We start from the raw sequence: 23,201 nt of genomic DNA, 5'->3' as shown, positions 1-23,201 counted from the left end.
GCGGTGAATGGGCCGGTACGCGCGCTCAGGCGGCGTTGCGCAACAGCGCGAGACAGCGGCGCTTGATGTCGATGAATATGTGCTCGGTCGTGCTGTCGTCGGTGCGGGGCCGCGCGCCGTGTCAGCGCAGCAGGTACGGAATATCGACCTTGACCGCGCCGGTCGGGCAGTCGCGTTCGCACGGCATGCAGTACCAGCATTCGTCGAACTGCATGTACGCCTTGCCCTTGGTGACGTCGATCGCGAGCAGGTCGAGCGGGCACACGTCGACGCACACGGTGCAGCCCTTGTCGGCGATGCACAGCGACTCGTCGATCGTCACGGGCGCGCTGCTGCGCTGGAAGATGTCGTGCGGGGTATGGGGCATGGCAAGGTTCCTTACAGGGCGGCCGCGAGCGCGGCCGGTTCGCGGATGCGCAACTGGGCGTAGGCGCCGCGTTCGTCGTCGGCGAGCGGCACGACGTAGGGTTCGACCGGCCGCTTCTCGCTGCGCATCGCGCCCGCGGCATCCTTGCGCAGCCACGTGTGGCAGAACCATTCGGCATCGTCGCGGTGCGGAAAATCGACGCGATGGTGGTACAGCCCCCAGCGGCTCTCGGTGCGGAACAGCGACGCGCGCGCGGCCATTTCCGCGCAGTCGCGGATCGCGCGCACTTCGGCCGCACGCATCAGTTCGTGTGGATTGTTCGCCTTTATTTCTTTGATGTCCTCAGTAATGCCGTCAAAACGTTGCAGCCCGATTTCCATCTTGCGCGTCACCTTCGGCGGTTGCAGGTAGTCGTTCACCATCCGGCGCAGCTTGTACTCGACCTGAGTCGGCGCGAGGCCGCGCTCGCGCTGCAGCGGCGCGAGCACGCGGGTGCGTTCGGCATCGACCTGTTCGTCATCCACCGGCGCATGTTCGCGGCCGGCCACGTAGTCGGCCGCGTTTTGCCCGGCGAACCAGCCGTACGTGAACGCACCGAGCATGTAGTTGTGCGGGACGGCCGCCATGTCGCCGGCGGCGTACAGCCCCGGCACGGTCGTCTCCGCGCGCGCATTCACGTACACGCCCGATGCGCTGTGGCCGCTGCAGAAACCGATCTCGGAGATGTGCATTTCGACCATCTGGCTGCGGTAGTCGGTGCCGCGCCCCGCATGGAAGCGGCCGCGGCTCGGCCGTTCGTTCGTATGCAGGATCTGCTCGATGGTGCGGATCGTTTCTTCAGCGAGATGGTCGAGCTTCAGGAACACGGGGCCGTTGCCGCTCTGCAGTTCCTGGTAGAACTCCCACATCATCTGGCCGCTCCAGTAGTCGCATTCGATGAAGCGTTCGCCCTTGCCGTTCGCGGTGAAGCCGCCCAGGGGCCCCGTCACGTATGCGCACGCCGGGCCGTTGTAGTCCTTGATCAATGGATTGATCTGGAAGCATTCGAGGTTCGCGAGCGCGGCGCCCGCGTGATAGGCCATCGCGTAGCCGTCGCCCGCGTTGGTCGGGTTCTCGTACGTGCCCATCAGGTAGCCCGACGCCGGCAGGCCGAGGCGGCCGGCCGCGCCGCAGCAGAGGATGACGGCCTTCGCACGGATCACGTGGAAATCGGCGGTGCGGCAGTCGAAGCCGAGCACGCCGCTCGCGCGGCCCTGCGCGTCGGTCAGCACGCGCGTCGCGACGATCCGGTTCGTGATCGCGATGCGGGCGCGCTTCAGTTGCCGGTACAGCACCTTCTTGATGTCGTGGCCTTCCGGCATCGGCAGCACGTACGAGCCCATGTGGTGGACCTTCTTCACCGCATAGTCGCCGGTGCCGTCCTTCTCGAACTTCACGCCCCAGCGGTCGAGTTGCTCGATCGTCGCGAAGCTGTGCGTCGCGTACGCGTACACGGCTTCCTGGTCGACGATCCCGTCGTTGGCGATCGTGATCTCGCGCGTGTACTGCTCGGGCGTCGCATGACCGGGGATCACCGCGTTGTTCAGGCCGTCCATCCCCATCGAGATCGCGCCGCTGCGTTTGACGTTGGCCTTCTCGAGCAGCAGCACGCGCAGGGACGGATCGCGCTCTTTCGCCTTGATGGCCGCCATCGGGCCGGCCGTGCCGCCGCCGACCACGACGATGTCGTATTCGTGCACATGGGTATTCATCGCGGGTTCCTTGCAGGTTTGCGCGCCTTTTGCCGGTCGACGCGCAACCGGTACTGGAAGGCGTCGCCGCGGAAGTAGAGGTATTCGTAGTCGATCGGCGCGCCCGACGCGTCGTGCGTGAGGCGCTCGATGCGCAGCACGGGGCTGCTTTCCTCGACGTGCAGCGCGTCGACGATTTCGTCGTCCGCGAGGATCGCGTCGATCGACACGTCGGCATGACCGAGCGGGATGCCGCAGTCGTTCTCCAGGATCAGGAAGATGTCGCGGGTGGCGAGATCGGCGCCGGCGAGGCGCTTGCCGAGCGCCTCCGGCACCCAGGTCTGTTCGAGCGACACGGGTTCGCGGTTCAGCAGCCGCACGCGATGGATCTCGACGAGCGGCGCGCCTTCGGGCACGTTCAGCTTCGTCGCGAGATGGCGATCGGCCTTCACGGTGCGCAGGCTGCGCAACTGGTTGACGATCTCGTAGCCCATCGACGACATCGCCTCGGCGAAGCCCTGCAGCGACGTCACGTTCTGGAACGCCTTCGGCTTCGACACGAACGTGCCCTTGCCGTGCAGCTTGAACAGCAGGCCTTCCTTCTGCAGGTCGCCAAGCGCCTGGCGCACCGTGATGCGGCTCACGTCGAACATCGCGCAGAGCGCGTGCTCGGACGGCATCCGGCTGTGCGGCGCGTAGGTGCCGTCGAGAATGCGCGCGCGCAGCGTGTCCTTGATCTGCACGTAGAGCGGGGCCGCGGACAGCGGCACGACGTTGGGCGGGTTCATCGGTCAACTTGTTATGACAAGATGGGGCGAGTGTAGCCAGCGCGAGTGCGTGCCCCAACCAACGATTTCTGATTTCGAATTTCCCGTTGAGGAAAAGTGGGGCGCGCGATCCGATCCTTGCGAGCCGCGCGCAATCGCCGACAATAAAAATCCGCGGACCACGCGCCTCGCATGTCGATTTCCCGATGCGTCGCCCGTCGTATCGATATCGACCGGGCAGTGTGCCGCGCCATGCGGCCGGCAGCCGGTTTCCGCAAATGGCGCAACGAACCAGGAGAGGCCACATGACACGCCACATGCCGGATTCCCGATACCGCTGGGTGATCGTCGCCGCGGGCGGCCTGATGGGCTGCGTCGCGATCGGCGCGATGTTTTCGTTGCCGGTGTTTCTACGGTCTATCGCGCGCGATACGGGCTGGTCGATGACCGGCATTTCCGCCGCGATGACGCTTGGTTTCATCGCGATGGCGTTCGCAAGCATGGCGTGGGGCAGCCTGTCGGACCGCGTCGGTACGCGGCCGGTGGTCATCGCGGGCGCCGTGCTGCTGTCGGCGAGCCTCGCGCTGGCGAGCCGCGCGCCGTCGCTGCTCGTGTTCCAGCTGACCTTCGGCCTGGCCGTCGGCAGCGCGACGGCCGCGATATTCGCGCCGATGATGGCGTGCGTGACCGGCTGGTTCGATACGCACCGCAGCCTCGCGGTGTCGCTCGTGTCGGCCGGCATGGGGATGGCGCCGATGACGATGGCGCCGCTGGCCGCGTGGCTCGTGTCGGTTCGCGACTGGCGCACGTCGATGCTGCTGATCGCCGCGCTGGCGGCCGTCGTGATGATTCCGGTATCGCTGCTCGTGCGCCGGGCGCCCGCGCTCGATGCTGGATCCACGCACGCGGCGGCTGCGCCTGCGCCTGCGTCCGCCGGTGCGCCCGCCGCGATGTCGGTCGCGGATGCGCTGCGCTCGCCGCAGTTCATGGTGCTCGTGCTGACCAACTTCTTCTGCTGCGCGACGCATTCGGGCCCGATCTTCCATACGGTCAGCTACGCGGTAACTTGCGGGATTCCGCTGATCGTCGCCGTGTCGATCTATAGCGTCGAAGGGCTCGCGGGCATGGGCGGCCGGATCGCGTTCGGGATCCTCGGCGATCGGCTCGGCGCGAAGCGCATGCTGGTGGCGGGGCTGCTCGCGCAAGCGCTGGGCGCGCTCGGCTACTACTTCGTGCGCACGCTCGACGGCTTCTACGCGGTCGCGACGCTGTTCGGTTTCATCTATGCGGGCGTGATGCCGTTGTATTCGGTGCTCGCGCGCGAGAATTTCCCGCTACGAATGATGGGTACCGTGATCGGCGGCTGCGCGATGGCCGGCAGCCTCGGGATGGCCGCGGGCCCGGTTGCCGGCGGGCTGATCGTCGATGCGTTCGGCAGTTACGGCTGGCTGTACCTCGGCTCGTTCGTGATCGGGATCGGCGCGTTCCTGATCGCGACGATGTTCCGCCCGTTCGCGAAGGCGCGGCCGGAAACGGCGGCTGCGTGATCGGGCAGCGGGGGATGCGCATGGCGTTTTCACCGCGTCGACAGCGGTCGGCTGCATCGGCCGGATAAGAAATGGCTCCGGCTACGCGTTCCATTTGCACGCGTCCAAACCGCGCTCAGCCTGTTGCGGCGCAGCAGAGCGGCAACCGACGCCGATCGGCACGCATGCGCGACGATTCGGCCCCTAAAAACACAATATCGAGCATGTATTCGAAGGGCCTGTCATACCGGCGTCACCCTGCTAGAATTCGGCCTGCCGCATTGTTCCGATTGACTGATGAGATTGCTTGACGCCCTGGTCGAACAACGTATTGCCGCCGCCGCCGCGCGGGGCGAGTTCGACGATTTGCCGGGTACCGGCGCGCCACAGGCGCTGGATGACGACCTGCTCGTGCCCGAGGAGGTGCGCGTGGCCAACCGTATCCTGAAGAACGCGGGCTTCGTGCCGCCGGCCGTCGAGCAACTGCGCGCGCTGCGCAACCTGCACGACGAAGTGCAGGCGGTCAGCGACCGTGCCGCGCGCTGCCGGCTGCAGGCGAAGATCCTTGCGCTCGACATGGCGCTCGAATCGTTGCGCGGCGGCCCGATGGTGATGCCGCGCGACTACTGCCGACGCATCGCCGAGCGCCTGTGCGAGCGCGGGCTCGACGACGCGCCCGCCGAAGCGGGGACGATGTGACGTCCGACGCGCTGCACGACGCAGCACGCTCGGCAGCCGCCGCGGCCGCTGACCCCGCCGCCGATTCTCCCGTTCCCGAAACCGCGCCCGTCTCGGCGCGGGATCTGCATTTCATGCGTCTTGCGCAGGCCGCCGCCGAAGAGGCGCGCGCGGCCGGCGAAGTGCCGGTCGGCGCGGTGCTCGTGCGCGGCGACGAAGTGATCGCCCGCGGCTTCAACCATCCGATCGGCGGACACGACCCGTCCGCGCATGCCGAAATGGCCGCGTTGCGCATGGCCGCGCAGCATCTGCAGAATTACCGGATGCCCGGCTGCGAACTGTACGTGACGCTCGAGCCGTGCCTGATGTGCGCAGGCGCGATCATGCACGCCCGCATCGCGCGGGTCGTCTACGGCGCGGCCGACCCGAAGACGGGCGCGTGCGGCAGCGTGATCGACGCATTCGCGAATCCGCAGCTGAATCACCACACCGCAGTGACCGGCGGCGTGCTCGCCGACGAATGCGGCGCCGCGCTGAAGTCGTTCTTCGCCGAGCGCCGTCGCGCGCTGCGCGACGCGCGGCTCGCCCGCGACGCCGAATCCGGCGCGTCATAGGCTGCGTCCCGCCGCGCCCGGCGTGCACGGTTTTCGTGAACCGGACACGGTTCAGGCCCTCTAAGCAGGTTTGACGACCCCGACACCCTTCGCCATGTCCTTCCAGCCCGCCGCGTCCTACACCATCCGCCTGCTGGCGCCGTCCGGCTATCCGCACGACCCCGACGCGATCAATCGCGCGCTCGAGCGCCTCAGCACCGCGCAGCAACGCATCGAGAACATCGAGGCGACGCAGCGGCGCTTCCAGCGTTTCGGCGGCACCGACGGCGAGCGGGCAGGCGACCTGAACCGGCTCGCCGATCCCGAGCGGCCGCTGCCGGACATCGCGCTCGCGGTGCGCGGCGGCTACGGCGCCGCGCGCATCCTGCACGGCCTCGACTATCGCGGGCTCGAACGCCGGTTGCGCGACCAGCCGGTCGCGCTCGTGGGTCACAGCGACTTCACGGCGATTCAACTGGCGCTCTACGCGAAGGCGCGCATCAAGACGTTCGGCGGCCCGATGCTGTCGGCCGACTTCGGCGCTCAAACGCCGAGCGACTTCACGATGCAGCATTTCTGGCAGACGCTGACGCAGTCGAGCACGACGATCGTCGCCGACGCACCGCAGGTGCAGGCGGTGAACGTGACGGGCACGCTGTGGGGCGGCAACCTCGCGATCCTCACGTCGCTGGTCGGCACGCCGTACATGCCCGATATCGAAGGCGGGATCCTGTTCATCGAAGACGTCAACGAGCAGCCGTTCCGGATCGAGCGGATGATCTATCAACTGCACCTGTCGGGGCTGCTCGCGCGGCAGCAGGCGCTCGTGCTCGGCCAGTTCACCGGCGCACGGCCGTTCGAGTACGACAACGGCTACGACATGCAGGCGATGATCGAACAGGTGCGCGCGGTGGTCGGCATCCCGGTCGTCACGGGGCTCCAGTTCGGCCATGTGCCAGATCTGCTGACGCTGCCGTTCGGCGCCCACGCGCAACTGGTCGCGAATGCGCACGGATTCCGGCTCACGCTGTCCGACTATCCGCATCTCGGCTGATGCCGGCGCGATCGATCGAAAGGCGGGGTTTCCCGCCTTTTTTTTTATTCAGATACGCAACTAACGGTCAATATTTTTCGTTGGCGCCTACGGGCGCTTCGCCCGTTTTTGCACCAATTTTGTCAACAAAATAAGCGGGCGGGCATACGACGAGAGGGGCCTCCATCTTGCCTGTCAGGCTTGTATTGCTTGGATGTTGTGCGCATTGCACCGAATAGGAACACGCTCGCGCACATCGATTGTGCGAAATACTTCAAAAGAATTGTTGACAATCTTTATGTCCACCCTAGGATAAGGACCATCACACGATGCAGATCATGAACGAGCCCGATTCCTCCCCGTCCGGTGCGACCAGCCCCGAAGCGATCGCCGAGCGGATCCGCACCGCGATCCTCGAGCATCGGCTCGCGCCCGGCGCGAAGCTGACGGAGGCGCAGCTCTGCGACGTGTTCGGTGTGAAGCGCGGGACGATCCGCCAGGCGCTCGCTCAGCTCGCGACCGACAAGCTGGTCGACCTCGAGCCGAACCGTGGCGCATTCGTCGCGAGCCCGACGCTGCAGGACGTGCACGAAGTGTTCGAGATGCGCCGGATCATCGAGCTTGCCGTCGTCGAGCGGCTCGCGACCGGCCCCGGCGCCAGGCGGCTGAAGGGCGTCGCGGCGCTGATCGACAAGGAACGCAAGGCGTTCGAGCGGCACGACTTCGCGGCGTGGATCCGGCTGTCGGGCGAATTCCATACGGCGCTCGCGACGCTGATGGGCAATGCGACGCTCAGCGAGTGCCTCGAAGGGCTCGTCGCACGCTCGACGCTGATGTCGGCGCTGTACGAATCGCACGGGCGCAGCCCGTGCTCGTGCGACGACCACGACGAGATCCTCGCCGCGCTGGAGGCGGGCGATCCGAAGCAGGCGGTGACGCTGATGGCGCGCCACCTGCAGCATGTCGAACTGAAGATGCTGGACCGGCCCGCGCAAGGGCAGGTCGATTTGCGCGAAGTGTTCGGCGGCGCCTGAGCGGCGACGCGAACCCGGCCGCGCGCCACACGACGAGCGCAATGCAGGCCTGCGGTGTTTGCCGCGGGCCGCGGGTCCGACTCCGGGCGATGATCCGGAGCGATATCGATGACGGTGGAGCGGCCTGTCGGCCGCGTCAAGGAGAAGTCATGGCTCAGTTCAGTGTGGCGCACGACAGCGCCTATCCGGCGGAAGAAGGCGGCGAGGGCGGCGGTCCGGCACTGCCGGATGGTTACAGCGAACGTCTGTACAACGAAGATTTGGCACCCCTTAAAAATCAGACATGGGGTTCGTACAACATCTTTGCGTTCTGGATGTCCGACGTGCACAGCGTCGGCGGCTACGTATTCGCGGGCAGCCTCTTCGCGCTCGGGCTGACGAGCTGGCAGGTGCTGATCGCGCTGATCGTCGGCATCGGCCTCGTGAACGCGCTGTGCAACCTGATCGCGCGGCCGAGCCAGCAGATCGGCGTACCGTATCCGGTCGCGTGCCGCGCGACGTTCGGCGTGCTCGGCGCGAACGTGCCGGCGGTGATCCGCGGGCTGATCGCGATCGCGTGGTACGGCATCCAGACCTATCTCGCATCGAGCGCGCTCGTGATCGTCGTGCTGAAATTTTTCCCGCAATGGCTGCCGTATGCGGACGTTCATCGCTACGGCTTCCTCGGGCTGTCGGCGGTCGGCTGGGCCGGCTTCATGCTGCTGTGGGTGCTCCAGGCGTTCGTGTTCTGGAACGGGATGGAGACGATCAAGAAGTTCATCGACTTCGCGGGCCCGGCCGTCTATGTCGTGATGTTCATCCTCGCCGGCTACATGGTGTGGCGCGCGGGCTGGCGCAACATCGGCATCAACCTCGGCGGCGTCAAGTATCACGGCGCGGAAGTGATTCCGGTGATGATCACCGCCGTGTCGCTCGTCGTGTCGTACTTCTCCGGGCCGATGCTGAACTTCGGCGATTTCTCGCGCTATTGCCGCTCGTTCGGCGACGTGAAACGCGGCAATTTCTGGGGGCTGCCCGTCAACTTCCTCGCGTTCTCGCTCGTCACGGTGATCACCACCGCCGCGACGCTGCCGGTGTTCGGCGAACTGATCACCGACCCAGTCGCGACGGTCGGCCGCATCGACCATCCGACCGCGGTGATCCTCGGCGCGCTGACCTTCACGATCGCGACGATCGGCATCAACATCGTCGCGAACTTCGTGTCGCCGGCGTTCGACTTCTCGAACGTCGCGCCGCGCCTGATCAGCTGGCGCGCGGGCGGGATGCTCGCGGCCGTCGCGTCGATTTTCATCACGCCGTGGAACCTGTTCAACAACCCGGCCGTGATCCACTACACGCTCGACGTGCTCGGCGCGTTCATCGGCCCGCTGTACGGCGTGCTGATCGCCGACTTCTACCTCGTCAAGCGCGGCCGTCTCGTGCGCGACGACCTGTACACGATGTCCGAAAGCGGCGCCTACTGGTATACGGGCGGCGTGAACCGCCGCGCGCTGGCCGCGCTGTTGCCGGCCGCGGTGATCGCGGTCGTCTGCGTGATGGTGCCGGGCTGGCAGGCCCTCGCGAATTTCTCGTGGTTCATCGGCGCGGGGCTCGGCTTCGCGTTCTATCGGCTGCTCGCGAGCGCGAACGCGTAAGGAGCGTGCGATGAAGATCCGACTGATCAATCCGAATACGACGCAGCGGATGACCGACGCAATGGGCCGCTGCGCGCGCGAGGTCGCGGCTGCCGGCACGGAGATCGTGGCCGTGAGCCCACCGATGGGGCCGCCGTCGATCGAAGGCTATTACGACGAGGCACTCGCGACGCCCGGCCTGCTCGCCGAAGTCGCGCGGGGCGAGCGCGACGGCTGCGACGCGTACGTGATCGCATGTTTCGGCGATCCGGGCCTGTACGCGGCGCGCGAGCTTGCGCGCGGGCCGGTGATCGGCATCGCCGAGGCCGCGATGCATGCGGCCAGCGTGCTCGCGCCGGGCTTCTCGGTCGTCACGACGCTCGCGCGGACCTGCGGGATGGCGTGGCACCTCGCGGAGCGCTACGGGATGAAGCGGTTCTGCCGCAACGTGCGCGCGACCGACGTCGCGGTGCTCGAACTCGACCGGCCCGGCTCGGCCGCGCGCCGGATCATCGTCGACGAATGCCGGCGCGCGCTCGACGAGGACGGCGCCGACGCGATCGTGCTCGGCTGCGCGGGGATGGCCGAATTCGCGCACGAGATCGAGCAGCAGATCGGCGCGCCGGTGGTCGAGGGCGTCACGGCGGCCGTGAAGTGGGCCGAGGCGCTCGTCGCGCTGCGCCTCGCGACCGCGAAGCGCGGCGACTACGCGCGGCCGCTGGCGAAGCGCTACGACGGCGCGTTCGCCCGCTTCAGCCCGCCGGACGGGGAGGCGGCCGAACCTCCGCCGAATTTGCCGCAACCGCACATACACACCGTCTGACATGCACTATCTGCGCCGCTGTATGGGCGCGTATCAACGTTTTCGCTACACTGGGCCGTCATCGCATCGGCTCGCGCGGCCGGCCGCCGGCACCGCGCAGTCGATGCGAACCCGTTATTCGAGCCCGCTCATCCGGCCTGCTCATTCAGCCTGCTCATTCAGCCCGTTTTCGCCGCACTTCGAACCATGTCACTCGATCCCAACTATCCTCGCGACCTGATCGGCTACGGCCGCCATCCCGTGCAGGCGAACTGGCCGGGGCGCGCCCGCGTCGCCGTGCAATTCGTGCTGAACTACGAGGAGGGCGGCGAGAATTGCGTGTTGCACGGCGATCCGGGCTCCGAGCAGTTCCTGTCCGAGATCGTCGGCGCGGCCGCGTATCCGGACCGCCACATGAGCATGGAGTCGATCTACGAATACGGGTCGCGGGCCGGCGTGTGGCGCATCCTGCGCGAATTCGAGAAGCGCGGGCTGCCGCTGACGGTATTCGGCGTCGGCATGGCGATCGAGCGGCATCCGGAGCTCGCGCGTGCATTCGTCGAGCTTGGCCATGAAATCGCATGCCACGGCTGGCGCTGGATCCACTACCAGAGCATGACGCCGGAGCTCGAAGCCGAGCACATGCGCCTCGGGATGGAAGCGATCGAGCGCGTGACGGGCGAGCGTCCGCTCGGCTGGTATACGGGCCGCGACAGCCCCAACACGCATCGCCTCGTCGCCGAATACGGCGGCTTCCTGTACGACTCCGACAACTACGGCGACGACCTGCCGTTCTGGATGGACGTCGAGGTGTCGGGCGGGCGCACGTCGCCACAACTGATCGTGCCGTACACGCTCGACACGAACGACATGCGCTTCGCGACGCCGCAGGGCTTCAACACCGGCGACCACTTCTTCCACTACCTGCGCGACGCGTTCGACGTGCTGTACGCGGAGGGCGACGAGGCGCCGAAGATGCTGTCGATCGGCATGCATTGCCGGCTGCTCGGCCGGCCGGGCCGGTTCCGCGGGCTGCAGCGGTTCCTCGATCACATCGAGAAGCACGATCGCGTGTGGGTGACGCGCCGTGTCGATATCGCGCGTCACTGGCGTGAACATCATCCGTATCAGCCCAATCATCGAAACGAAGGGAAAGCATGAAGGCGATGCGCTACACGTTGGAACAACTGAACACGATGGCGCCGAGCGCATTCGTCGCGGCGCTGTCGGGGATTTTCGAACATTCGCCGTGGGTGGCCGAGGTCGCCGCGGGCAAGCGGCCGTTCGCGAGCATCGACGCGCTGCACGAGACGATGTCGGAAGCGGTGGAAACCGGCGGCGAAGCGCGCCAGCTCGCGCTGATCAACGCTCACCCGGAGCTGGCCGGCAAGGCCGCCGTGCGCGGCGAGCTGACGGCCGAGTCGACCCGCGAGCAGAGCGGTGCGGGCCTCGACCAGTGCACGCAGGAAGAATTCGACAAGCTGCTGACGCTGAACCGCACGTATCGCGAGAAATTCGGCTTCCCGTTCATTCTCGCGGTGCGCGGCTATGACCGCCACGGCATCATCGCGAACTTCGAGTCACGCGTGAATCATTCGCGCGACGAGGAACTGCGCGCGAGCCTCGACCAGATCTACCGGATCGCGCGCTTTCGCCTCGACGACCTGATCGACGCCTGACACCGCCGCCTGACACCGCAATACGGCCCGCTGCGTCGCAGCGGCCGATCGTCTCACTGAAACAAGGAAACATCATGGCTGTTCCGCTTCTCGATCCGAACGCGCCCGATTTCACGCGGCGCTACGTGAATCTTGCCGACCCGCGTCTCGGTGCGCAGGCGCTCGAGGCGAGCGACGATTTCTTCGCGCCGAAGGACCGGATGCTGAACCCCGAGCCGGCCGTCTTCATCCCCGGCAAGTATGACGATCACGGCAAATGGATGGACGGCTGGGAAACGCGCCGCAAGCGCACGACCGGCTATGACTGGTGCATCGTCAAGCTCGCGCGCCCGGGCGTGATCAAGGGCTTCGACATCGACACGAGCCACTTTACCGGCAACTTCCCGCCGGCCGCGTCGATCGAGGCCGCGTTCGTGGCCGACGGCGCGCCGACGCACGCGACCGAGTGGGTCGAGATCGTCCCGTCGACGACGCTGCAAGGCAACAGTCATCACTACGTCGAAGCGGGCGACGCGCGCGCGTTCACGCATCTGCGCGTGAACATCTACCCGGACGGCGGCATCGCGCGCCTGCGCGTGTACGGCCAGCCGCAGCTCGACTGGGCCGGCGCGAGCGCGACCGAGCAGTTCGACCTCGCGGCGATGGAAAACGGCGGTTACGTGGTGGCGGCGAACAACCAGCACTTCGGCGTCGCGTCGAACCTGCTGCTGCCGGGCCGCGGCGTGAACATGGGCGACGGCTGGGAAACCCGCCGCCGCCGCGAGCCGGGCAACGACTGGGCGATCATCGCGCTCGCGCAGCCGGGCGTGATCCGCAAGATCGAAGTCGATACCGCGTTCTTCAAGGGCAACTACCCGGATCGCTGCTCGATCCAGGCCGCGTATGTGTCGGGCGGCACGGACAGCTCGCTGATCACGCAGTCGATGTTCTGGCCGGTGCTGCTCGGCGAACAGAAGCTGCAGATGGACAGGCAGCACTACTTCGAACAGGAGATCGCGTCGCTCGGCCCCGTCACGCACGTGCGACTGAACATCATTCCGGACGGCGGCGTGTCGCGCCTGCGTCTGTGGGGGACGCTCGACAAATGAAGACGCTTGCCATCGAACCGCTGACCAGGGAGGCGTTTGCGCCGTTCGGCGACGTGATCGAAACGGAAGGGGCGAAGCAGATCCCGATCAACCTCGGCACGACGATCCGCTTTCACGATCTCGCGAAAGTCGACGTGACCGATGAAGGCGGCCGCCCGCTCGTCAACCTGTTCCGCGGCCAGCCGCGCACGCTGCCGTTGGAGGTGAAGATGCTGGAGCGGCATCCGCTCGGCAGCCAGGCGTTCGTGCCGCTGAACGATCAGCCGTATCTCGTCGTCGTCGCACCCGCGGGCGAGCTCGATCCGGCGAAGATCCGCGCGTTCGTGACGAGCGGCTGGCAGGGCGTGAACTATGCGAAGGGCGTGTGGCATCACCCGCTGATCGCGTTGGGTGGCGTCAGCGATTTCATCGTCGTCGATCGCGGCGGCGACGGGCTGAACCTGAACGAGCAGGATCTGCAGGAGTCGCTGTGGCTCACGGAGGATGCGCTGGATGCGGTGACGGCCTGAGTCAGGCCGATCGTTCGTCTGTCGACACCCGCGCAACCTGCGCGGGTTTTTTATGTGCGCTCGCTGGCGCGCGAATCAGGTTGACACGGCCTTGCGCGTATCGCGCGAACCGTTGCCGCCGCGCCGCCGGTGCGCAACCGGCGCATGCCGGGCCATCAGCTCGGCGACCCAGTCGACGAACACGCGCAGCTTCGCGCTGACATGCCGGTTCGGCGGGAACGCGACATACATCGGCATCGGTTCGAGTTGCCATTGTTCGAACAGCGGCACCAGCTCGCCGCTCGCGCGAGACGCGGCGGCCATGTAGTCGGGCAGCCACAGGATGCCGAGCCCCGCGAGGCCGGCTTCGAGGTATGCATTGCCGTCGTCGACCGCGAGCACGTAGCGCCCGCGCACATTGACTTCCTCGCCGTCGCGTTCCATCGCGAACGGCAGCGTCTTGCCGGTGCGCGCCCACAGAAAGCCGACGACCCGGTGATGCGTGTCCTCGAGTTCGGCCGGATGCGACGGCGTGCCGGCGCGCGCGAGATAGGCGGGCGATGCGTACACGCCGAGCCGCAGGTCGCCGATGCGGCGCGCGACCAGTGCGCGGTCGGTCGGTTCGCCGCCGCGCACGACGCAATCGACGTTCTCGCCGATCACGTCGACCACACGATCGCTCACGCCCATGTCGAGCTGGATGTCCGGATAGCGCGCATGGAACGCGGGCAGCGCGGGGATCAGGATCAGGCGCGCGAACGGAGTCGGCACGTCCACGCGCAGCCGCCCTCGCGGCGACGCCGACGCGGCCGACAGGCTCGTTTCGGCATCGTCCATGTCGGCCAGCAGTCGTACGACGCGCTCGTAGTAGGCGGCGCCGTCGGCGGTGACGACGACCTTGCGGGTCGTGCGGTTGAACAGCTTCACGCGCAGCCGCGCTTCGAGCTGCTGCACCAGTTGCGTGACGGTGGTGCGGCTCATGTGCAGCGTGTCGGCTGCCTTCGTGAAGCTGCCGGCTTCCACCACGCGGGCGAACGCCTGCATTGCGTCGAATCGATCCATCGGTCGGGGCTCCGCGTCGGTCGCAGATTGTTTGGCGTGCGCAAACAGTGTTGGGCAGGGTTGCGGGTTTATCCGTCGCGCAACGGTCCTTAAAGTGCCTCCATCGTGGATGCAAGGGCACGTCGCCCGACAAGACCGATGGAGGTGTCGAATGGCAAAGCGTAGCGTAGTTTTTCCGCCGGGTCGCCAGGCGCTGTACGACCGCAACCGTTATTCGCCGGCGTTGCGCTCGAACGGCTTCCTGTTCGTATCCGGGCAGGTCGGCAGCCGCGAGGACGGCTCGCCCGAGCCCGAACTGGGCGCGCAGGTCCGCCGCGCGTTCGAGAACCTGAATGCGGTGCTGCGCGCGGCCGGCTGCACGTTCGACGACGTCGTCGACGTGACGGTGTTCCTCGTCGATCCCGAAGCGACGTTCGAGCGGGTCTGGGAGATCGTGCCCGAATACTGGGGCGACGCACCGCATCCGACGCTGACCGCCGTCGGCGTGACCTGGCTGTACGGGTTTCAGTTCGAGATCAAGGCGATCGCGCGGTTGCCGGAGACGGTCGACGCGTGACCGGACGCTTCGTGCGACCGTTCGACGTGAGCGTCGACGCGGCGCCCGCGCTCGCGTATCACGTTGTATATCCGCGGCACATGCAGGACGATCCGCGCCGCGACTGGCTCGCGGACGAAGTCGCGATGGTGTGCGTGCAGCGCGTGCTATCGTGCCCGCATCGCCACCACACGACGCCCGGTTCCGGGCATGATCTTCCGATGAGCCAGCCTGAAAACGACCTCGCGGTCCTGCTGCGCACGATGCAGCCCGAACTGCATCCGGGCGCATTCGCATTCATCGCGCTGCCGCACGACGCAGACGTATCGTTATCCGAAGTGATCGCGACGTTCCGCGAAGCGGAAGGGCTGACGGTCGTGGTCGACGAGGAGACGGCCGCGCGTCGCGGCTGGCCGGTGCTGTTCCGGGCCGCATGGATCACGCTGACCGTCCATTCCGACCTCGCGGCCGTCGGCCTCACGGCCGCGTTCGCGCGGGCGCTCGGCGCGGCCGGCATCAGCTGCAACGTGATGGCCGCCGCGTACCACGATCACATCTTCGTGCCGTTCGACGACGGCCCGCGCGCACGCGACGCACTCATCGCACTGCAGCGGGACGCGATGCGCGGCTGACGCGCGAACGGCATTCCGCCGCGCGGCAAAAAAACGGGCCCGTCACCGGGCCCGCGAACGGAGAGCATGGCGCCGGCGAATGACGTCCGGCGCGCGGCGGCTTACCTGACCGCGCCACCCTCGAACCAGGCGGCGAGCTTGGTCCGCTCGTCGTCGGTCATGTGCGTGACGTTGCCGATCGGCATCGCCTTCAGGCGCACGGCCTGGTCGTAGATCCGCTGCGCGTTCTTCGACACTTCGTCCGGCGTATCGAACATCACGCCCGCGGGCGCGCTGCCCATCAGCGTCGGCTTCGCCGAGTGGCATTCGACGCAGCGCTGCTGCAGGATCGGCATGATGTCGTGGATCGCGATCTTCGGTGCGTTGGCCGCTTGCGCTTCCGGCGCGACCGGCTTCGGCATCGTCCACACCAGCGCGCCCGACAGCAGCGCGACGCCGCCGATCGGCAGGTACCACAGCTGCTTGCCGCGGTGACGCATCACGAAGAACTGGCGGATCAGCGCGCCGGCCAGCATGATCAGCACGAGCACGACCCAGTTGAACTTGTTCGTGTACGTCATCGCATAGTGGTTCGACAGCATCGCGAATACGACCGGCAGCGTGAAGTACGTGTTGTGCACCGAACGCTGCTTGCCGCGCTTGCCGTAGATCGGGTTCGGTTCTTCGCCCTTGAGCATCTTGTCGACCATCTTGCGCTGGCCCGGGATGATCACGAAGAACACGTTCGCCGACATGATCGTCGCGAGCATCGCGCCGACGATCAGGTAGGCGGCCCGGCCCGAGAAGATGTGGCACGCGAGGTACGCGGCGACGACGACGTACAGGCCGACGCAGATGCCGAGCACGCGGTCGTTGGTGCCGAGCAGGCGGCACAGCGAGTCGTAGACGATCCAGCCGGCCGCGAGGAAGCCGAGTGCGGACGCGACGGCGACCACCGGGCCCATGTCGAGCACGTTCTTGTCGATCAGGTACGTGTTCGGGGCAAGCAGGTACAGCACGAAGAACAGCGTGAAGCCGGACAGCCACGTCGTGTACGACGGCCACTTCGACCAGTGCAGGTCATCGGGCATTTCCGGCGGTGCGACCGTGTACTTCTGCATATTGTAGAAACCGCCGCCGTGGACGTGCCACAGCTCGCCGAACACCCCGCGCTTGCGCTGGTTCGGGTCGGTCGGCGGCTTCAGGCTGTTGTCGAGCGCGACGAAATAGAACGACTCGCCGATCCACGCAATGGCGACGATGACGTGCAGCCATCGCAGCGCGAGGTTCAGCCAGTCGGTGATGAAGCCTTCCATGAAACTCCTCCAGACTCAGATCGTTTGTCTTGATGCAGGCGCTGATTCGTCTGTCAGCTGCCGCGATAGGTGCTGTACGACCACGGCGACACGAGCAGCGGCACGTGGTAGTGCGACCCGGCGTCGGCGATGCCGAAGCGCAGCACGACGCGGTCGACGAAGCGGGGTTCGGGCACCTTCACGCCGAGCGCCGCGAAGTAGTCGCCGGCATGGAACACGAGTTCGTATTCGCCGGCGGCGAGCGCCGCGCCTTCGAGCAGCGGTTCGTCGCAGCGGCCGTCGCTATTGGTCAGCACGGTCTTGATCGCGCGGCGCGATTCGCCGTCCAGCGCGTAGAGGTCCACCTTGATGGCGGCGCCGGGACGGCCGTGCGCCGTATCGAGTACGTGGGTAGTGAGCTTTCCCATTCGTTGTTCCTTGTGTGAATGCGAGGTTCGGCGGCGACTCGATCCATTGACCGTGCGGCGGATCGAGGCTCCACGTCACGTGGCTACATACCCGTCGGCGAGAGTGAAGCGAGCGCCGTGCAGGCATTGTAAAAAGGTTCCCCGTGCAAATACGTGCGCGATATCGAAGATAATGCGCCGCGCATGAGCGGCTGTCGACGGCCCGCCGGACAGGGCTGAGCGCGCCGGTGTCGGGCACGCGGCGGGGCATCGGGCGGCGTACCATACCGGATCCCTGAAGCAGGGTATTCGGGATCGCGTATTGTGCGCGGCGCGCACTTGGGCGATCCTCCCGCCGTGCGCGTCGGCCGGTGGCCGGGCGCACCCCGAAGACGGCGAGCACGCCGGGTAACCGGGCCAGGGCGTTCGAACGGACGCAGGCGCCGGGGCGTGCCGCGATTCAGCGTTCGAACGGCTGTGTGACCGCTTCCAGGGCAGCCCCCTGGAGGCAGACCGACGCGGAGAACGCATGAATCTCGAGCAGCACGCCGGCGCACGCGCGCCGACCCCTTCCTCATCCCGCCCGACGACCCTGCTGGTCAAGCACGCCGACGTGCTCGTGACCATGGACGACACGCGCCGCGAGCTGCGCGACGCGGGACTCTACATCGAAGACAACCGGATCGTCGCGGTCGGTCCGAGCGCCGAGCTGCCCGACACGGCCGACGAAGTGCTCGACCTGCGCGGCCACCTCGTGATCCCGGGGCTCGTGAACACGCATCACCACATGTACCAGAGCCTCACGCGCGCGGTGCCGGCCGCGCAGAACGCCGAACTGTTCGGCTGGCTCACGAACCTGTACCGGATCTGGGCGCACCTGACGCCCGAGATGATCGAGGTGTCCACGCTGACCGCGATGGCCGAGCTGCTGCAGTCGGGCTGCACGACGTCGAGCGACCATCTGTACATCTACCCGAACGGCAGCCGGCTCGACGACAGCATCGGCGCCGCGCGGCGGATCGGCATGCGCTTTCATGCGAGCCGCGGCGCGATGAGCGTCGGCCAGCGCGACGGCGGGTTGCCGCCCGACTCGGTCGTCGAGCGCGAACCCGACATCCTGCGCGACGCGCAGCGCCTGATCGAGACCTATCACGACGAAGGCCGCTACGCGATGCTGCGCGTGGTGGTCGCGCCGTGCTCGCCGTTCTCGGTGAGCCGCGGGCTGATGCGCGATGCGGCCGTGCTCGCGCGCGAATACGGCGTGTCGCTGCACACGCACCTCGCGGAGAACGTCAACGACATCGCGTACAGCCGCGAGAAGTTCGGGATGACGCCCGCCGAATATGCGGAAGATCTCGGCTGGGTGGGCCACGACGTGTGGCATGCGCACTGCGTGCAGCTCGACGATGCGGGCATCGGCCTGTTCGCGCGCACCGGCACGGGTGTCGCGCATTGCCCGTGCTCGAACATGCGGTTGGCGTCCGGCATCGCGCCGGTGAAGAAGATGCGGCTCGCGGGCGTGCCGGTCGGGCTTGGCGTCGACGGTTCCGCATCGAACGACGGCGCGCAGATGGTGGCGGAGGTACGCCAGGCGCTGCTGCTGCAGCGGGTCGGTTTCGGGCCCGATGCGATGACCGCGCGCGAAGCGCTCGAGATCGCGACGCTCGGCGGTGCGAAGGTGCTGAACCGCGACGACATCGGCGCGCTGAAGCCCGGCATGGCCGCGGATTTCGCCGCGTTCGACCTGCGTCAGCCGTTGTTCGCGGGCGCGCTGCACGATCCGGTCGCGGCGCTCGTGTTCTGCGCGCCATCGCAGACGGCGTACACGGTGGTGAACGGGAAGGTGGTGGTGCGGGAAGGGCGGCTCGCGACGCTCGATCTGCCGCCGGTGATCGAGCGTCACAACGCGCTGGCGCACGCGCTCGTGGAGGCGTCGCGCTGACGCGTCGGCGGGGAGGCCGCGCCGCACGGGGCGCGGCCGTTGCCGCCACCGCCCGCCGCGCAACGGTGTGACCGGCGCGCGCGTGGCGCGCCGTATGCGCTTACGCCTCGATCAGCGTGCGAGTGGCTTCGGCGACGAGGCTGCGCAGCCAGCGCACTTCGTCGGAGTAATGGCAGCGCTCGTGCCACAGCTGGTAGTACTGCATCGGCGGGAAGTCGAGCGGCGCCGGCACGACCGACAGCGGCAGGAACTTCGCGTAGTGATCGGCGAACAGCCGCGTGGTCGTGAAGATCAGGTCCGACTTCACGAGCACGTAAGGCGCGAGGTTGAAGTACGGCAGCGTGACGACCACGTGGCGCTTGAGCCGTTCGCGCGCGAGATGCACGTCGATCGCGCCGCGCTGGCCGACCGAGTACGGCGTCGGCGCGAGATGCGGCGCGTTCAGGTACTGGTCGAGCGTGAGCCCGCCGCGCTTCGCGAACGGGTGCGTGTTGCTCATCAGGCAGACGATTTCGTCGACGAACAGGTTCGACAGGTGCAGCTGCTCGGGCGGCTCGGGCCAGTTGCCGACGACGATGTCGAGCTTGCCGTCTTCCAGCGCGAGCTCGTAGTCGAACGCGGGGCCGAGCGAGTGGAACTCGAGCGTCGCGTTCGGCGCGGCCAGGCGGAAGCGTTCGACGACGGTCGGCACGAACAGCACGTTCAGGTAGTCGGGGCAGCCGATCCGGTAGCAGCGGATCGACGTGGCCGGGTCGAAGTTGTGCTGCTGGAACTTGATGCGCTCGATTTCGCGCAGCGCGTTCTGCACGGGCTCGAGCAGGCGCAGCCCGTATTCGGTCGGGACCATGCCGGATTTGCCGCGCACCAGCAGCGGATCGCCGGTGATGTCGCGCAGGCGCCGCAGCGCGGCGCTGATCGCCGGTTGCGACTGGTTCAGTTTGACGGCCGCGCGTGTGACGCTGCGCTCCATCAACAAGGTGTGCAAGACGCGCAAGAGGTACGTGTCGATCGCCTCGCGTTGCTGGCTCATGTTATCTCCGGGTTATATGGCTGGGCTGATCGAGGGATGGGGTGGGTATATCGTTTTTAATATGAACGAAAATCAGCGTCAAGAGATGGATACCCGCGGCTACCGGTCGGCCGCGCGTCGACAAGGGGCCCGAACGGAGCGAAATGCGGGCGGGCACGGCGCCGCGCGGATGCGCATTGCACGCATCCGGCAGTGGGGGGGCGCGTGACGCGTGCGGGGCGTCAGTCGTCGATACGCATGCCGACCTTCAGCGTGACCTGCCAGTGCACGATCTGGTCGCCTTCGATGTGGCCGCGCGTTTCGGTCACCTGGAACCAGTGCAGGTTGTGCAGCGTCTTGCCGGCTTTCGAGATTGCGTTGCGGATCGCGTCGTCGCTCGATTGTTGCGACGAACCGGTCAGTTCGATCAGCTTGTACACGTGGTCGCTCATGATGCGCTCCCTGGGATATCGGTCTGTGTTGCCGGGGCAAACCGCGGTCCCGCACGGTCCCGCTACGGTCCCGTGCATGCCCGGCTTCTTGAGTGATAGGTATGATGGGCGGCAACTGCAACCCATATCGGAGACGAGGCGCATCGTGGAAGTCGGATTTTGCGGACCGGGATTGATGGGCGCGCCGATGATTCGGCATTTGCTGGCGGCCGGGCATCGCGTCAGTGTATGGAATCGCTCGCGCGACAAGGCCGACGCGCTGGTGAAGGACGGCGCGCAGGTGGTCGGCACGCCGCGCGAGCTGGCCGAGCGCGTCGAGACGGTGTTCGTGTGCGTGCTCGACGGCCGGGCGGTCGGCGACGTCGTGTTCGGCGAGCACGGGCTGCTTTCCGGTGACGCGAGCACGCGCCGCCTGCGGCGCATCGTCGATCATTCGAGCATTCCGCCCGCCGCCACGCGCGACTATGCGGCGCGCGCGGCCGCGCTCGAGGTCGGCTGGGTCGATGCGCCGGTGTCCGGCGGCGTGCCGGGCGCGCAGGCCGGCACGCTCGCGGTGATGGCCGGCGGCCGCGTGGCCGAGCTCGACGCGGTGCGCGCGCTGATCGATACGTACGCGTCGCGCATCACGCACATGGGCGACGCGGGCGCCGGCCAGACGGCGAAGCTGTGCAACCAGGCGATCGTCACCGCGACGGTCACCGCGATCGCCGAGGCGGTCGGCCTCGCACAGGCGAGCGGCATCGAGGCCGCGCGTCTGGCCGAGGCGCTCGCCGGCGGCTGGGCCGATTCGGTGCTGCTGCAGACGTTCGTGCCGCGCATGACGTCGGGTGGTCACCCGCCGATCGGCGCGCTCAGTACGTTCCAGAAGGATGTCGACGCAATCGCCGACGCCGCGCGCGACACGGGCGCGGTGATGCCCGTATCGGCCACCGTGCAGCAGGTGCTGAGGCTCGGCGCCGCGCAGGGGCTCGCCGGCGCCGATTTCGCCGCATTCATCGACATCGTGCGGCCGAACAACGGCCGTGGGCCGGCATCGTGACGGGCAAGCGGGACGCGTAAATGGCAGATGGGCCGCCTGGAGGCGGCCCATCGAATGACTGGCGGTTCAGCCGAGCGAGCGGGGCGTCGTGTCGCCCGCGTTCTGGCGGCCGAGGCCGCCGCGCAGGCTCGCCTTCGTGCCTGCACCAAACTCGGGCAGGATGCGCGCACGCGCCCGGCTCGCGAACACGAGGAAGCCGAAGCCGTTCGCTTCGTACCAGTATCCGCCGTTCTCGAGGCCGTCGAGCGGCTGCTCGAGCGCGTTGGCGATCGATTCGATGCAGCGCTTGCGCAGCTCGGCGATGGCCGGATAGGGCGGCTGCGCGCCGCGTACGCTGCACAGAAGCACGTCGAGCCCGGGCAGCACGTGCGCATAGAGGACGGGTTCGTCCTGCGCGCGGGCGCGGGCAATCTTGGTGTCGAGCTGGGCAAACGGCTTCGAGTGGCGCAAGACCGCGAGGAACGACTCCTGGCCATCCTGCGGCGCACGCCGACGTTTTTTCGGGAAGGACATAAACACTCGCCTCAAAAACAATTGCAAGAAATGCGGCACTTTCATGCGACCCACTCCCGGCTATGTACGCCGCATGTCGATCCTTTATAGCACACGAAAATGCTGCATTCGTGCAGTACGACGATCAATGTCTCCCGTCGACCTGCTCGCCATGATCGACACAGCCAGCGTCTTGGCGCCCGTACTGTCGTTTAGTCTCCATCATAGACCTGCTTTTCCCGCGCGTGCATTCGCTCGTCACAAAAAAGTGAGATGGGCCGCATGCGGCGGTGCATCGCATGCGCAATAAAAAGGCCCGCGCGGGGCGGGCCTGGCTGGCGGAGCGTGTCGCGATCAGCGCTGCTTGAGCGAATCGCGGATCTCGCGCAGCAGCACGATGTCTTCCGGCGTCGCGGCCGGTGCGGCCTCTTCCGGCTTGCGCAGCTTGTTGATGAATTTCACCATCAGGAAGATGATGAACGCAAGGATCACGAAATTGATCGCCACGGTGATGAACGAGCCGTAGCCGAATGCGGCGACGCCGGCGGCCTGCAGGTCCTTGAACGAATCGGGATTACCCTTGAACGACGGCGGGATGGTGCCGAGCAGAACGAACTTGTTCGAGAAATCCAGGCCGCCGGTCAGCACGCCGATGACCGGCATGATGAGGTCCTTCACGACCGAGTCGACGATCTTCGAGAACGCGCCACCGATGATCACGCCGACGGCGAGATCCATCACGTTGCCCTTGACGGCGAACTCCTTGAATTCCTTGATGATGCTCATGAGCGGCTTTCTCCTGTGTGGGGCGGGGGAGGCGTGCCGCGACGCGCAGGATTGCTTTGCGTCGAATAAGGGTCGGTGGCACGCCGATGGCCGCATGATAGCGAACGCGTCCCGTTGCCGGTAGCCCATCTTGAAATGATTGACAAATCCGGGCGTCGACGCGGCCGCTCATG

At 67.0% G+C, this 23,201-nt stretch carries 25 protein-coding genes and 1 pseudogene; 15 read left to right on the top strand and 11 right to left on the bottom strand.

Annotated features, from left to right (window positions below; translation table 11 throughout):
- Positions 1-25 precede the first annotated feature (25 nt).
- The 4 genes and pseudogenes from CFB49_RS37080 to CFB49_RS10840 all read right to left on the bottom strand — a co-directional run.
- Positions 26-115, bottom strand: a pseudogene (locus tag CFB49_RS37080) (ABC transporter ATP-binding protein); the annotation flags it as partial.
- 6 nt (positions 116-121) lie between these two features.
- On the bottom strand, positions 122-367 hold the full coding sequence (locus CFB49_RS10850) for a 4Fe-4S dicluster domain-containing protein (protein ID WP_006490846.1): 246 nt from the start codon (positions 365-367) through the stop codon (positions 122-124).
- Positions 368-378: 11 nt separating this feature from the next.
- A complete protein-coding gene (locus CFB49_RS10845; protein ID WP_089491306.1) occupies positions 379-2,118 on the bottom strand; it encodes a fumarate reductase/succinate dehydrogenase flavoprotein subunit in 1,740 nt (579 codons plus the stop codon).
- Complete coding sequence (locus tag CFB49_RS10840; RefSeq protein WP_069617640.1) at positions 2,115-2,885, bottom strand: GntR family transcriptional regulator; 771 nt, start codon at positions 2,883-2,885, stop codon at positions 2,115-2,117. Before CFB49_RS10840 ends, CFB49_RS10845 begins: the two co-directional genes overlap by 4 nt.
- A 296-nt stretch (positions 2,886-3,181) precedes the next feature.
- Between CFB49_RS10840 and CFB49_RS10835 the strand changes: the two genes are divergently transcribed.
- The 11 genes from CFB49_RS10835 to CFB49_RS10785 all read left to right on the top strand — a co-directional run bounded on the left by CFB49_RS10835 (position 3,182) and on the right by CFB49_RS10785 (position 13,419).
- Positions 3,182-4,411 carry an MFS transporter gene (locus CFB49_RS10835; protein ID WP_089491471.1) on the top strand — a complete coding sequence of 410 codons (1,230 nt, stop codon included), beginning with the start codon at positions 3,182-3,184 and terminating at the stop codon, positions 4,409-4,411.
- Positions 4,412-4,687: 276 nt separating this feature from the next.
- Positions 4,688-5,089 (top strand): DnaJ family domain-containing protein, encoded by a 402-nt coding sequence (locus tag CFB49_RS10830; RefSeq protein ID WP_027784729.1) that lies wholly within the window; start codon positions 4,688-4,690, stop codon positions 5,087-5,089.
- Positions 5,086-5,682, top strand: coding sequence for a tRNA adenosine(34) deaminase TadA (gene tadA, locus CFB49_RS10825; protein WP_069617638.1), 597 nt, complete (start codon positions 5,086-5,088; stop codon positions 5,680-5,682). Before CFB49_RS10830 ends, tadA begins: the two co-directional genes overlap by 4 nt.
- Positions 5,683-5,776: 94 nt before the next feature.
- Entirely contained in the window at positions 5,777-6,715 is a 939-nt protein-coding gene (gene ldcA, locus CFB49_RS10820) for a muramoyltetrapeptide carboxypeptidase (RefSeq protein WP_089491305.1), read from the top strand.
- A gap of 308 nt (positions 6,716-7,023) precedes the next feature.
- Complete coding sequence (locus CFB49_RS10815) at positions 7,024-7,728, top strand: GntR family transcriptional regulator (protein WP_069617636.1); 705 nt, start codon at positions 7,024-7,026, stop codon at positions 7,726-7,728.
- A gap of 149 nt (positions 7,729-7,877) precedes the next feature.
- The gene (locus CFB49_RS10810) at positions 7,878-9,362 is read left to right on the top strand and encodes an NCS1 family nucleobase:cation symporter-1 (RefSeq protein ID WP_089435188.1); all 1,485 of its coding nucleotides are present in this window, start codon (positions 7,878-7,880) and stop codon (positions 9,360-9,362) included.
- A gap of 10 nt (positions 9,363-9,372) precedes the next feature.
- Positions 9,373-10,164, top strand: coding sequence for an aspartate/glutamate racemase family protein (locus CFB49_RS10805; protein WP_089435187.1), 792 nt, complete (start codon positions 9,373-9,375; stop codon positions 10,162-10,164).
- A gap of 186 nt (positions 10,165-10,350) precedes the next feature.
- Positions 10,351-11,304, top strand: a complete 954-nt coding sequence (puuE, locus tag CFB49_RS10800; RefSeq protein ID WP_034207577.1) for an allantoinase PuuE — start codon at positions 10,351-10,353, stop codon at positions 11,302-11,304.
- Positions 11,301-11,822: a 2-oxo-4-hydroxy-4-carboxy-5-ureidoimidazoline decarboxylase gene (gene uraD, locus CFB49_RS10795; RefSeq protein WP_069617633.1), complete on the top strand. Its 522-nt coding sequence runs from the start codon at positions 11,301-11,303 to the stop codon at positions 11,820-11,822. Before puuE ends, uraD begins: the two co-directional genes overlap by 4 nt.
- Before the next feature lie 74 nt (positions 11,823-11,896).
- Complete coding sequence (gene alc, locus CFB49_RS10790; RefSeq protein ID WP_089491304.1) at positions 11,897-12,910, top strand: allantoicase; 1,014 nt, start codon at positions 11,897-11,899, stop codon at positions 12,908-12,910.
- Positions 12,907-13,419 carry an ureidoglycolate lyase gene (locus CFB49_RS10785; RefSeq protein WP_089491303.1) on the top strand — a complete coding sequence of 171 codons (513 nt, stop codon included), beginning with the start codon at positions 12,907-12,909 and terminating at the stop codon, positions 13,417-13,419. The genes alc and CFB49_RS10785 overlap by 4 nt, the downstream gene beginning before the upstream one ends.
- Before the next feature lie 75 nt (positions 13,420-13,494).
- Here CFB49_RS10785 and CFB49_RS10780 read toward each other — a convergent pair whose 3' ends face one another.
- A complete protein-coding gene (locus CFB49_RS10780) occupies positions 13,495-14,460 on the bottom strand; it encodes a LysR family transcriptional regulator (RefSeq protein WP_089491302.1) in 966 nt (321 codons plus the stop codon).
- A 151-nt stretch (positions 14,461-14,611) separates the two neighbouring features.
- Between CFB49_RS10780 and CFB49_RS10775 the strand changes: the two genes are divergently transcribed.
- Positions 14,612-15,016 (top strand): RidA family protein, encoded by a 405-nt coding sequence (locus CFB49_RS10775; RefSeq protein ID WP_069617629.1) that lies wholly within the window; start codon positions 14,612-14,614, stop codon positions 15,014-15,016.
- 200 nt (positions 15,017-15,216) lie between these two features.
- Positions 15,217-15,627 carry an ACT domain-containing protein gene (locus CFB49_RS10770; protein ID WP_089491470.1) on the top strand — a complete coding sequence of 137 codons (411 nt, stop codon included), beginning with the start codon at positions 15,217-15,219 and terminating at the stop codon, positions 15,625-15,627.
- A gap of 101 nt (positions 15,628-15,728) precedes the next feature.
- On the opposite strand, the gene CFB49_RS10765 is transcribed toward CFB49_RS10770, so the two are convergent.
- Together CFB49_RS10765 and uraH are read right to left on the bottom strand one after the other, a co-directional pair.
- The gene (locus CFB49_RS10765; protein ID WP_069617627.1) at positions 15,729-16,922 is read right to left on the bottom strand and encodes a urate hydroxylase PuuD; all 1,194 of its coding nucleotides are present in this window, start codon (positions 16,920-16,922) and stop codon (positions 15,729-15,731) included.
- A gap of 53 nt (positions 16,923-16,975) precedes the next feature.
- Complete coding sequence (gene uraH, locus CFB49_RS10760) at positions 16,976-17,329, bottom strand: hydroxyisourate hydrolase (RefSeq protein ID WP_069617626.1); 354 nt, start codon at positions 17,327-17,329, stop codon at positions 16,976-16,978.
- 508 nt (positions 17,330-17,837) lie between these two features.
- Here uraH and CFB49_RS10750 point away from each other — a divergent pair.
- Complete coding sequence (locus CFB49_RS10750) at positions 17,838-19,250, top strand: 8-oxoguanine deaminase (RefSeq protein WP_069617625.1); 1,413 nt, start codon at positions 17,838-17,840, stop codon at positions 19,248-19,250.
- A 100-nt stretch (positions 19,251-19,350) separates the two neighbouring features.
- On the opposite strand, the gene CFB49_RS10745 is transcribed toward CFB49_RS10750, so the two are convergent.
- Both CFB49_RS10745 and CFB49_RS10740 read right to left on the bottom strand, forming a co-directional pair.
- Entirely contained in the window at positions 19,351-20,280 is a 930-nt protein-coding gene (locus tag CFB49_RS10745; RefSeq protein ID WP_006478550.1) for a LysR substrate-binding domain-containing protein, read from the bottom strand.
- A gap of 221 nt (positions 20,281-20,501) precedes the next feature.
- On the bottom strand, positions 20,502-20,711 hold the full coding sequence (locus CFB49_RS10740) for a dodecin (protein ID WP_089491301.1): 210 nt from the start codon (positions 20,709-20,711) through the stop codon (positions 20,502-20,504).
- A 145-nt stretch (positions 20,712-20,856) separates the two neighbouring features.
- On the opposite strand from CFB49_RS10740, the gene CFB49_RS10735 reads away from it, so the two are divergent.
- The gene (locus CFB49_RS10735; RefSeq protein ID WP_089435181.1) at positions 20,857-21,750 is read left to right on the top strand and encodes an NAD(P)-dependent oxidoreductase; all 894 of its coding nucleotides are present in this window, start codon (positions 20,857-20,859) and stop codon (positions 21,748-21,750) included.
- A gap of 66 nt (positions 21,751-21,816) precedes the next feature.
- Here the strand turns inward: CFB49_RS10735 and CFB49_RS10730 are convergent, their stop codons facing one another.
- Together CFB49_RS10730 and mscL are read right to left on the bottom strand one after the other, a co-directional pair.
- Complete coding sequence (locus tag CFB49_RS10730) at positions 21,817-22,263, bottom strand: hypothetical protein (protein ID WP_006488003.1); 447 nt, start codon at positions 22,261-22,263, stop codon at positions 21,817-21,819.
- A 333-nt stretch (positions 22,264-22,596) separates the two neighbouring features.
- Positions 22,597-23,028 carry a large conductance mechanosensitive channel protein MscL gene (mscL, locus tag CFB49_RS10725; protein WP_006752022.1) on the bottom strand — a complete coding sequence of 144 codons (432 nt, stop codon included), beginning with the start codon at positions 23,026-23,028 and terminating at the stop codon, positions 22,597-22,599.
- Positions 23,029-23,201: the final 173 nt, after the last annotated feature.

Origin of the sequence: Burkholderia sp. AU17457, from assembly GCF_002223255.1 — a bacterium.
In the GTDB taxonomy this organism is placed as follows: domain Bacteria; phylum Pseudomonadota; class Gammaproteobacteria; order Burkholderiales; family Burkholderiaceae; genus Burkholderia; species Burkholderia sola.
This window is presented reverse-complemented; position numbering and strand designations above follow the sequence as displayed.

What these genes read in the sequence shown, in the direction of transcription:
- CFB49_RS10775 (WP_069617629.1), top strand. Translation starts at nt 14,612, where the DNA reads ATGGCAAAGCGTAGCGTAGTTTTTCCGCCGGGTCGCCAGGCGCTGTAC.
- CFB49_RS10730 (WP_006488003.1), bottom strand. Translation starts at nt 22,263, where the DNA reads ATGTCCTTCCCGAAAAAACGTCGGCGTGCGCCGCAGGATGGCCAGGAG.
- CFB49_RS10805 (WP_089435187.1), top strand. Translation starts at nt 9,373, where the DNA reads ATGAAGATCCGACTGATCAATCCGAATACGACGCAGCGGATGACCGAC.
- mscL (WP_006752022.1), bottom strand. Translation starts at nt 23,028, where the DNA reads ATGAGCATCATCAAGGAATTCAAGGAGTTCGCCGTCAAGGGCAACGTG.
- CFB49_RS10745 (WP_006478550.1), bottom strand. Translation starts at nt 20,280, where the DNA reads ATGAGCCAGCAACGCGAGGCGATCGACACGTACCTCTTGCGCGTCTTG.
- CFB49_RS10835 (WP_089491471.1), top strand. Translation starts at nt 3,182, where the DNA reads ATGCCGGATTCCCGATACCGCTGGGTGATCGTCGCCGCGGGCGGCCTG.
- CFB49_RS10850 (WP_006490846.1), bottom strand. Translation starts at nt 367, where the DNA reads ATGCCCCATACCCCGCACGACATCTTCCAGCGCAGCAGCGCGCCCGTG.
- uraH (WP_069617626.1), bottom strand. Translation starts at nt 17,329, where the DNA reads ATGGGAAAGCTCACTACCCACGTACTCGATACGGCGCACGGCCGTCCC.
- puuE (WP_034207577.1), top strand. Translation starts at nt 10,351, where the DNA reads ATGTCACTCGATCCCAACTATCCTCGCGACCTGATCGGCTACGGCCGC.
- CFB49_RS10770 (WP_089491470.1), top strand. Translation starts at nt 15,217, where the DNA reads ATGAGCCAGCCTGAAAACGACCTCGCGGTCCTGCTGCGCACGATGCAG.
- CFB49_RS10780 (WP_089491302.1), bottom strand. Translation starts at nt 14,460, where the DNA reads ATGGATCGATTCGACGCAATGCAGGCGTTCGCCCGCGTGGTGGAAGCC.
- CFB49_RS10810 (WP_089435188.1), top strand. Translation starts at nt 7,878, where the DNA reads ATGGCTCAGTTCAGTGTGGCGCACGACAGCGCCTATCCGGCGGAAGAA.
- CFB49_RS10840 (WP_069617640.1), bottom strand. Translation starts at nt 2,885, where the DNA reads ATGAACCCGCCCAACGTCGTGCCGCTGTCCGCGGCCCCGCTCTACGTG.
- CFB49_RS10740 (WP_089491301.1), bottom strand. Translation starts at nt 20,711, where the DNA reads ATGAGCGACCACGTGTACAAGCTGATCGAACTGACCGGTTCGTCGCAA.
- alc (WP_089491304.1), top strand. Translation starts at nt 11,897, where the DNA reads ATGGCTGTTCCGCTTCTCGATCCGAACGCGCCCGATTTCACGCGGCGC.
- CFB49_RS10785 (WP_089491303.1), top strand. Translation starts at nt 12,907, where the DNA reads ATGAAGACGCTTGCCATCGAACCGCTGACCAGGGAGGCGTTTGCGCCG.
- uraD (WP_069617633.1), top strand. Translation starts at nt 11,301, where the DNA reads ATGAAGGCGATGCGCTACACGTTGGAACAACTGAACACGATGGCGCCG.
- CFB49_RS10765 (WP_069617627.1), bottom strand. Translation starts at nt 16,922, where the DNA reads ATGGAAGGCTTCATCACCGACTGGCTGAACCTCGCGCTGCGATGGCTG.
- CFB49_RS10845 (WP_089491306.1), bottom strand. Translation starts at nt 2,118, where the DNA reads ATGAATACCCATGTGCACGAATACGACATCGTCGTGGTCGGCGGCGGC.
- CFB49_RS10830 (WP_027784729.1), top strand. Translation starts at nt 4,688, where the DNA reads ATGAGATTGCTTGACGCCCTGGTCGAACAACGTATTGCCGCCGCCGCC.
- CFB49_RS10750 (WP_069617625.1), top strand. Translation starts at nt 17,838, where the DNA reads ATGAATCTCGAGCAGCACGCCGGCGCACGCGCGCCGACCCCTTCCTCA.
- ldcA (WP_089491305.1), top strand. Translation starts at nt 5,777, where the DNA reads ATGTCCTTCCAGCCCGCCGCGTCCTACACCATCCGCCTGCTGGCGCCG.
- CFB49_RS10815 (WP_069617636.1), top strand. Translation starts at nt 7,024, where the DNA reads ATGCAGATCATGAACGAGCCCGATTCCTCCCCGTCCGGTGCGACCAGC.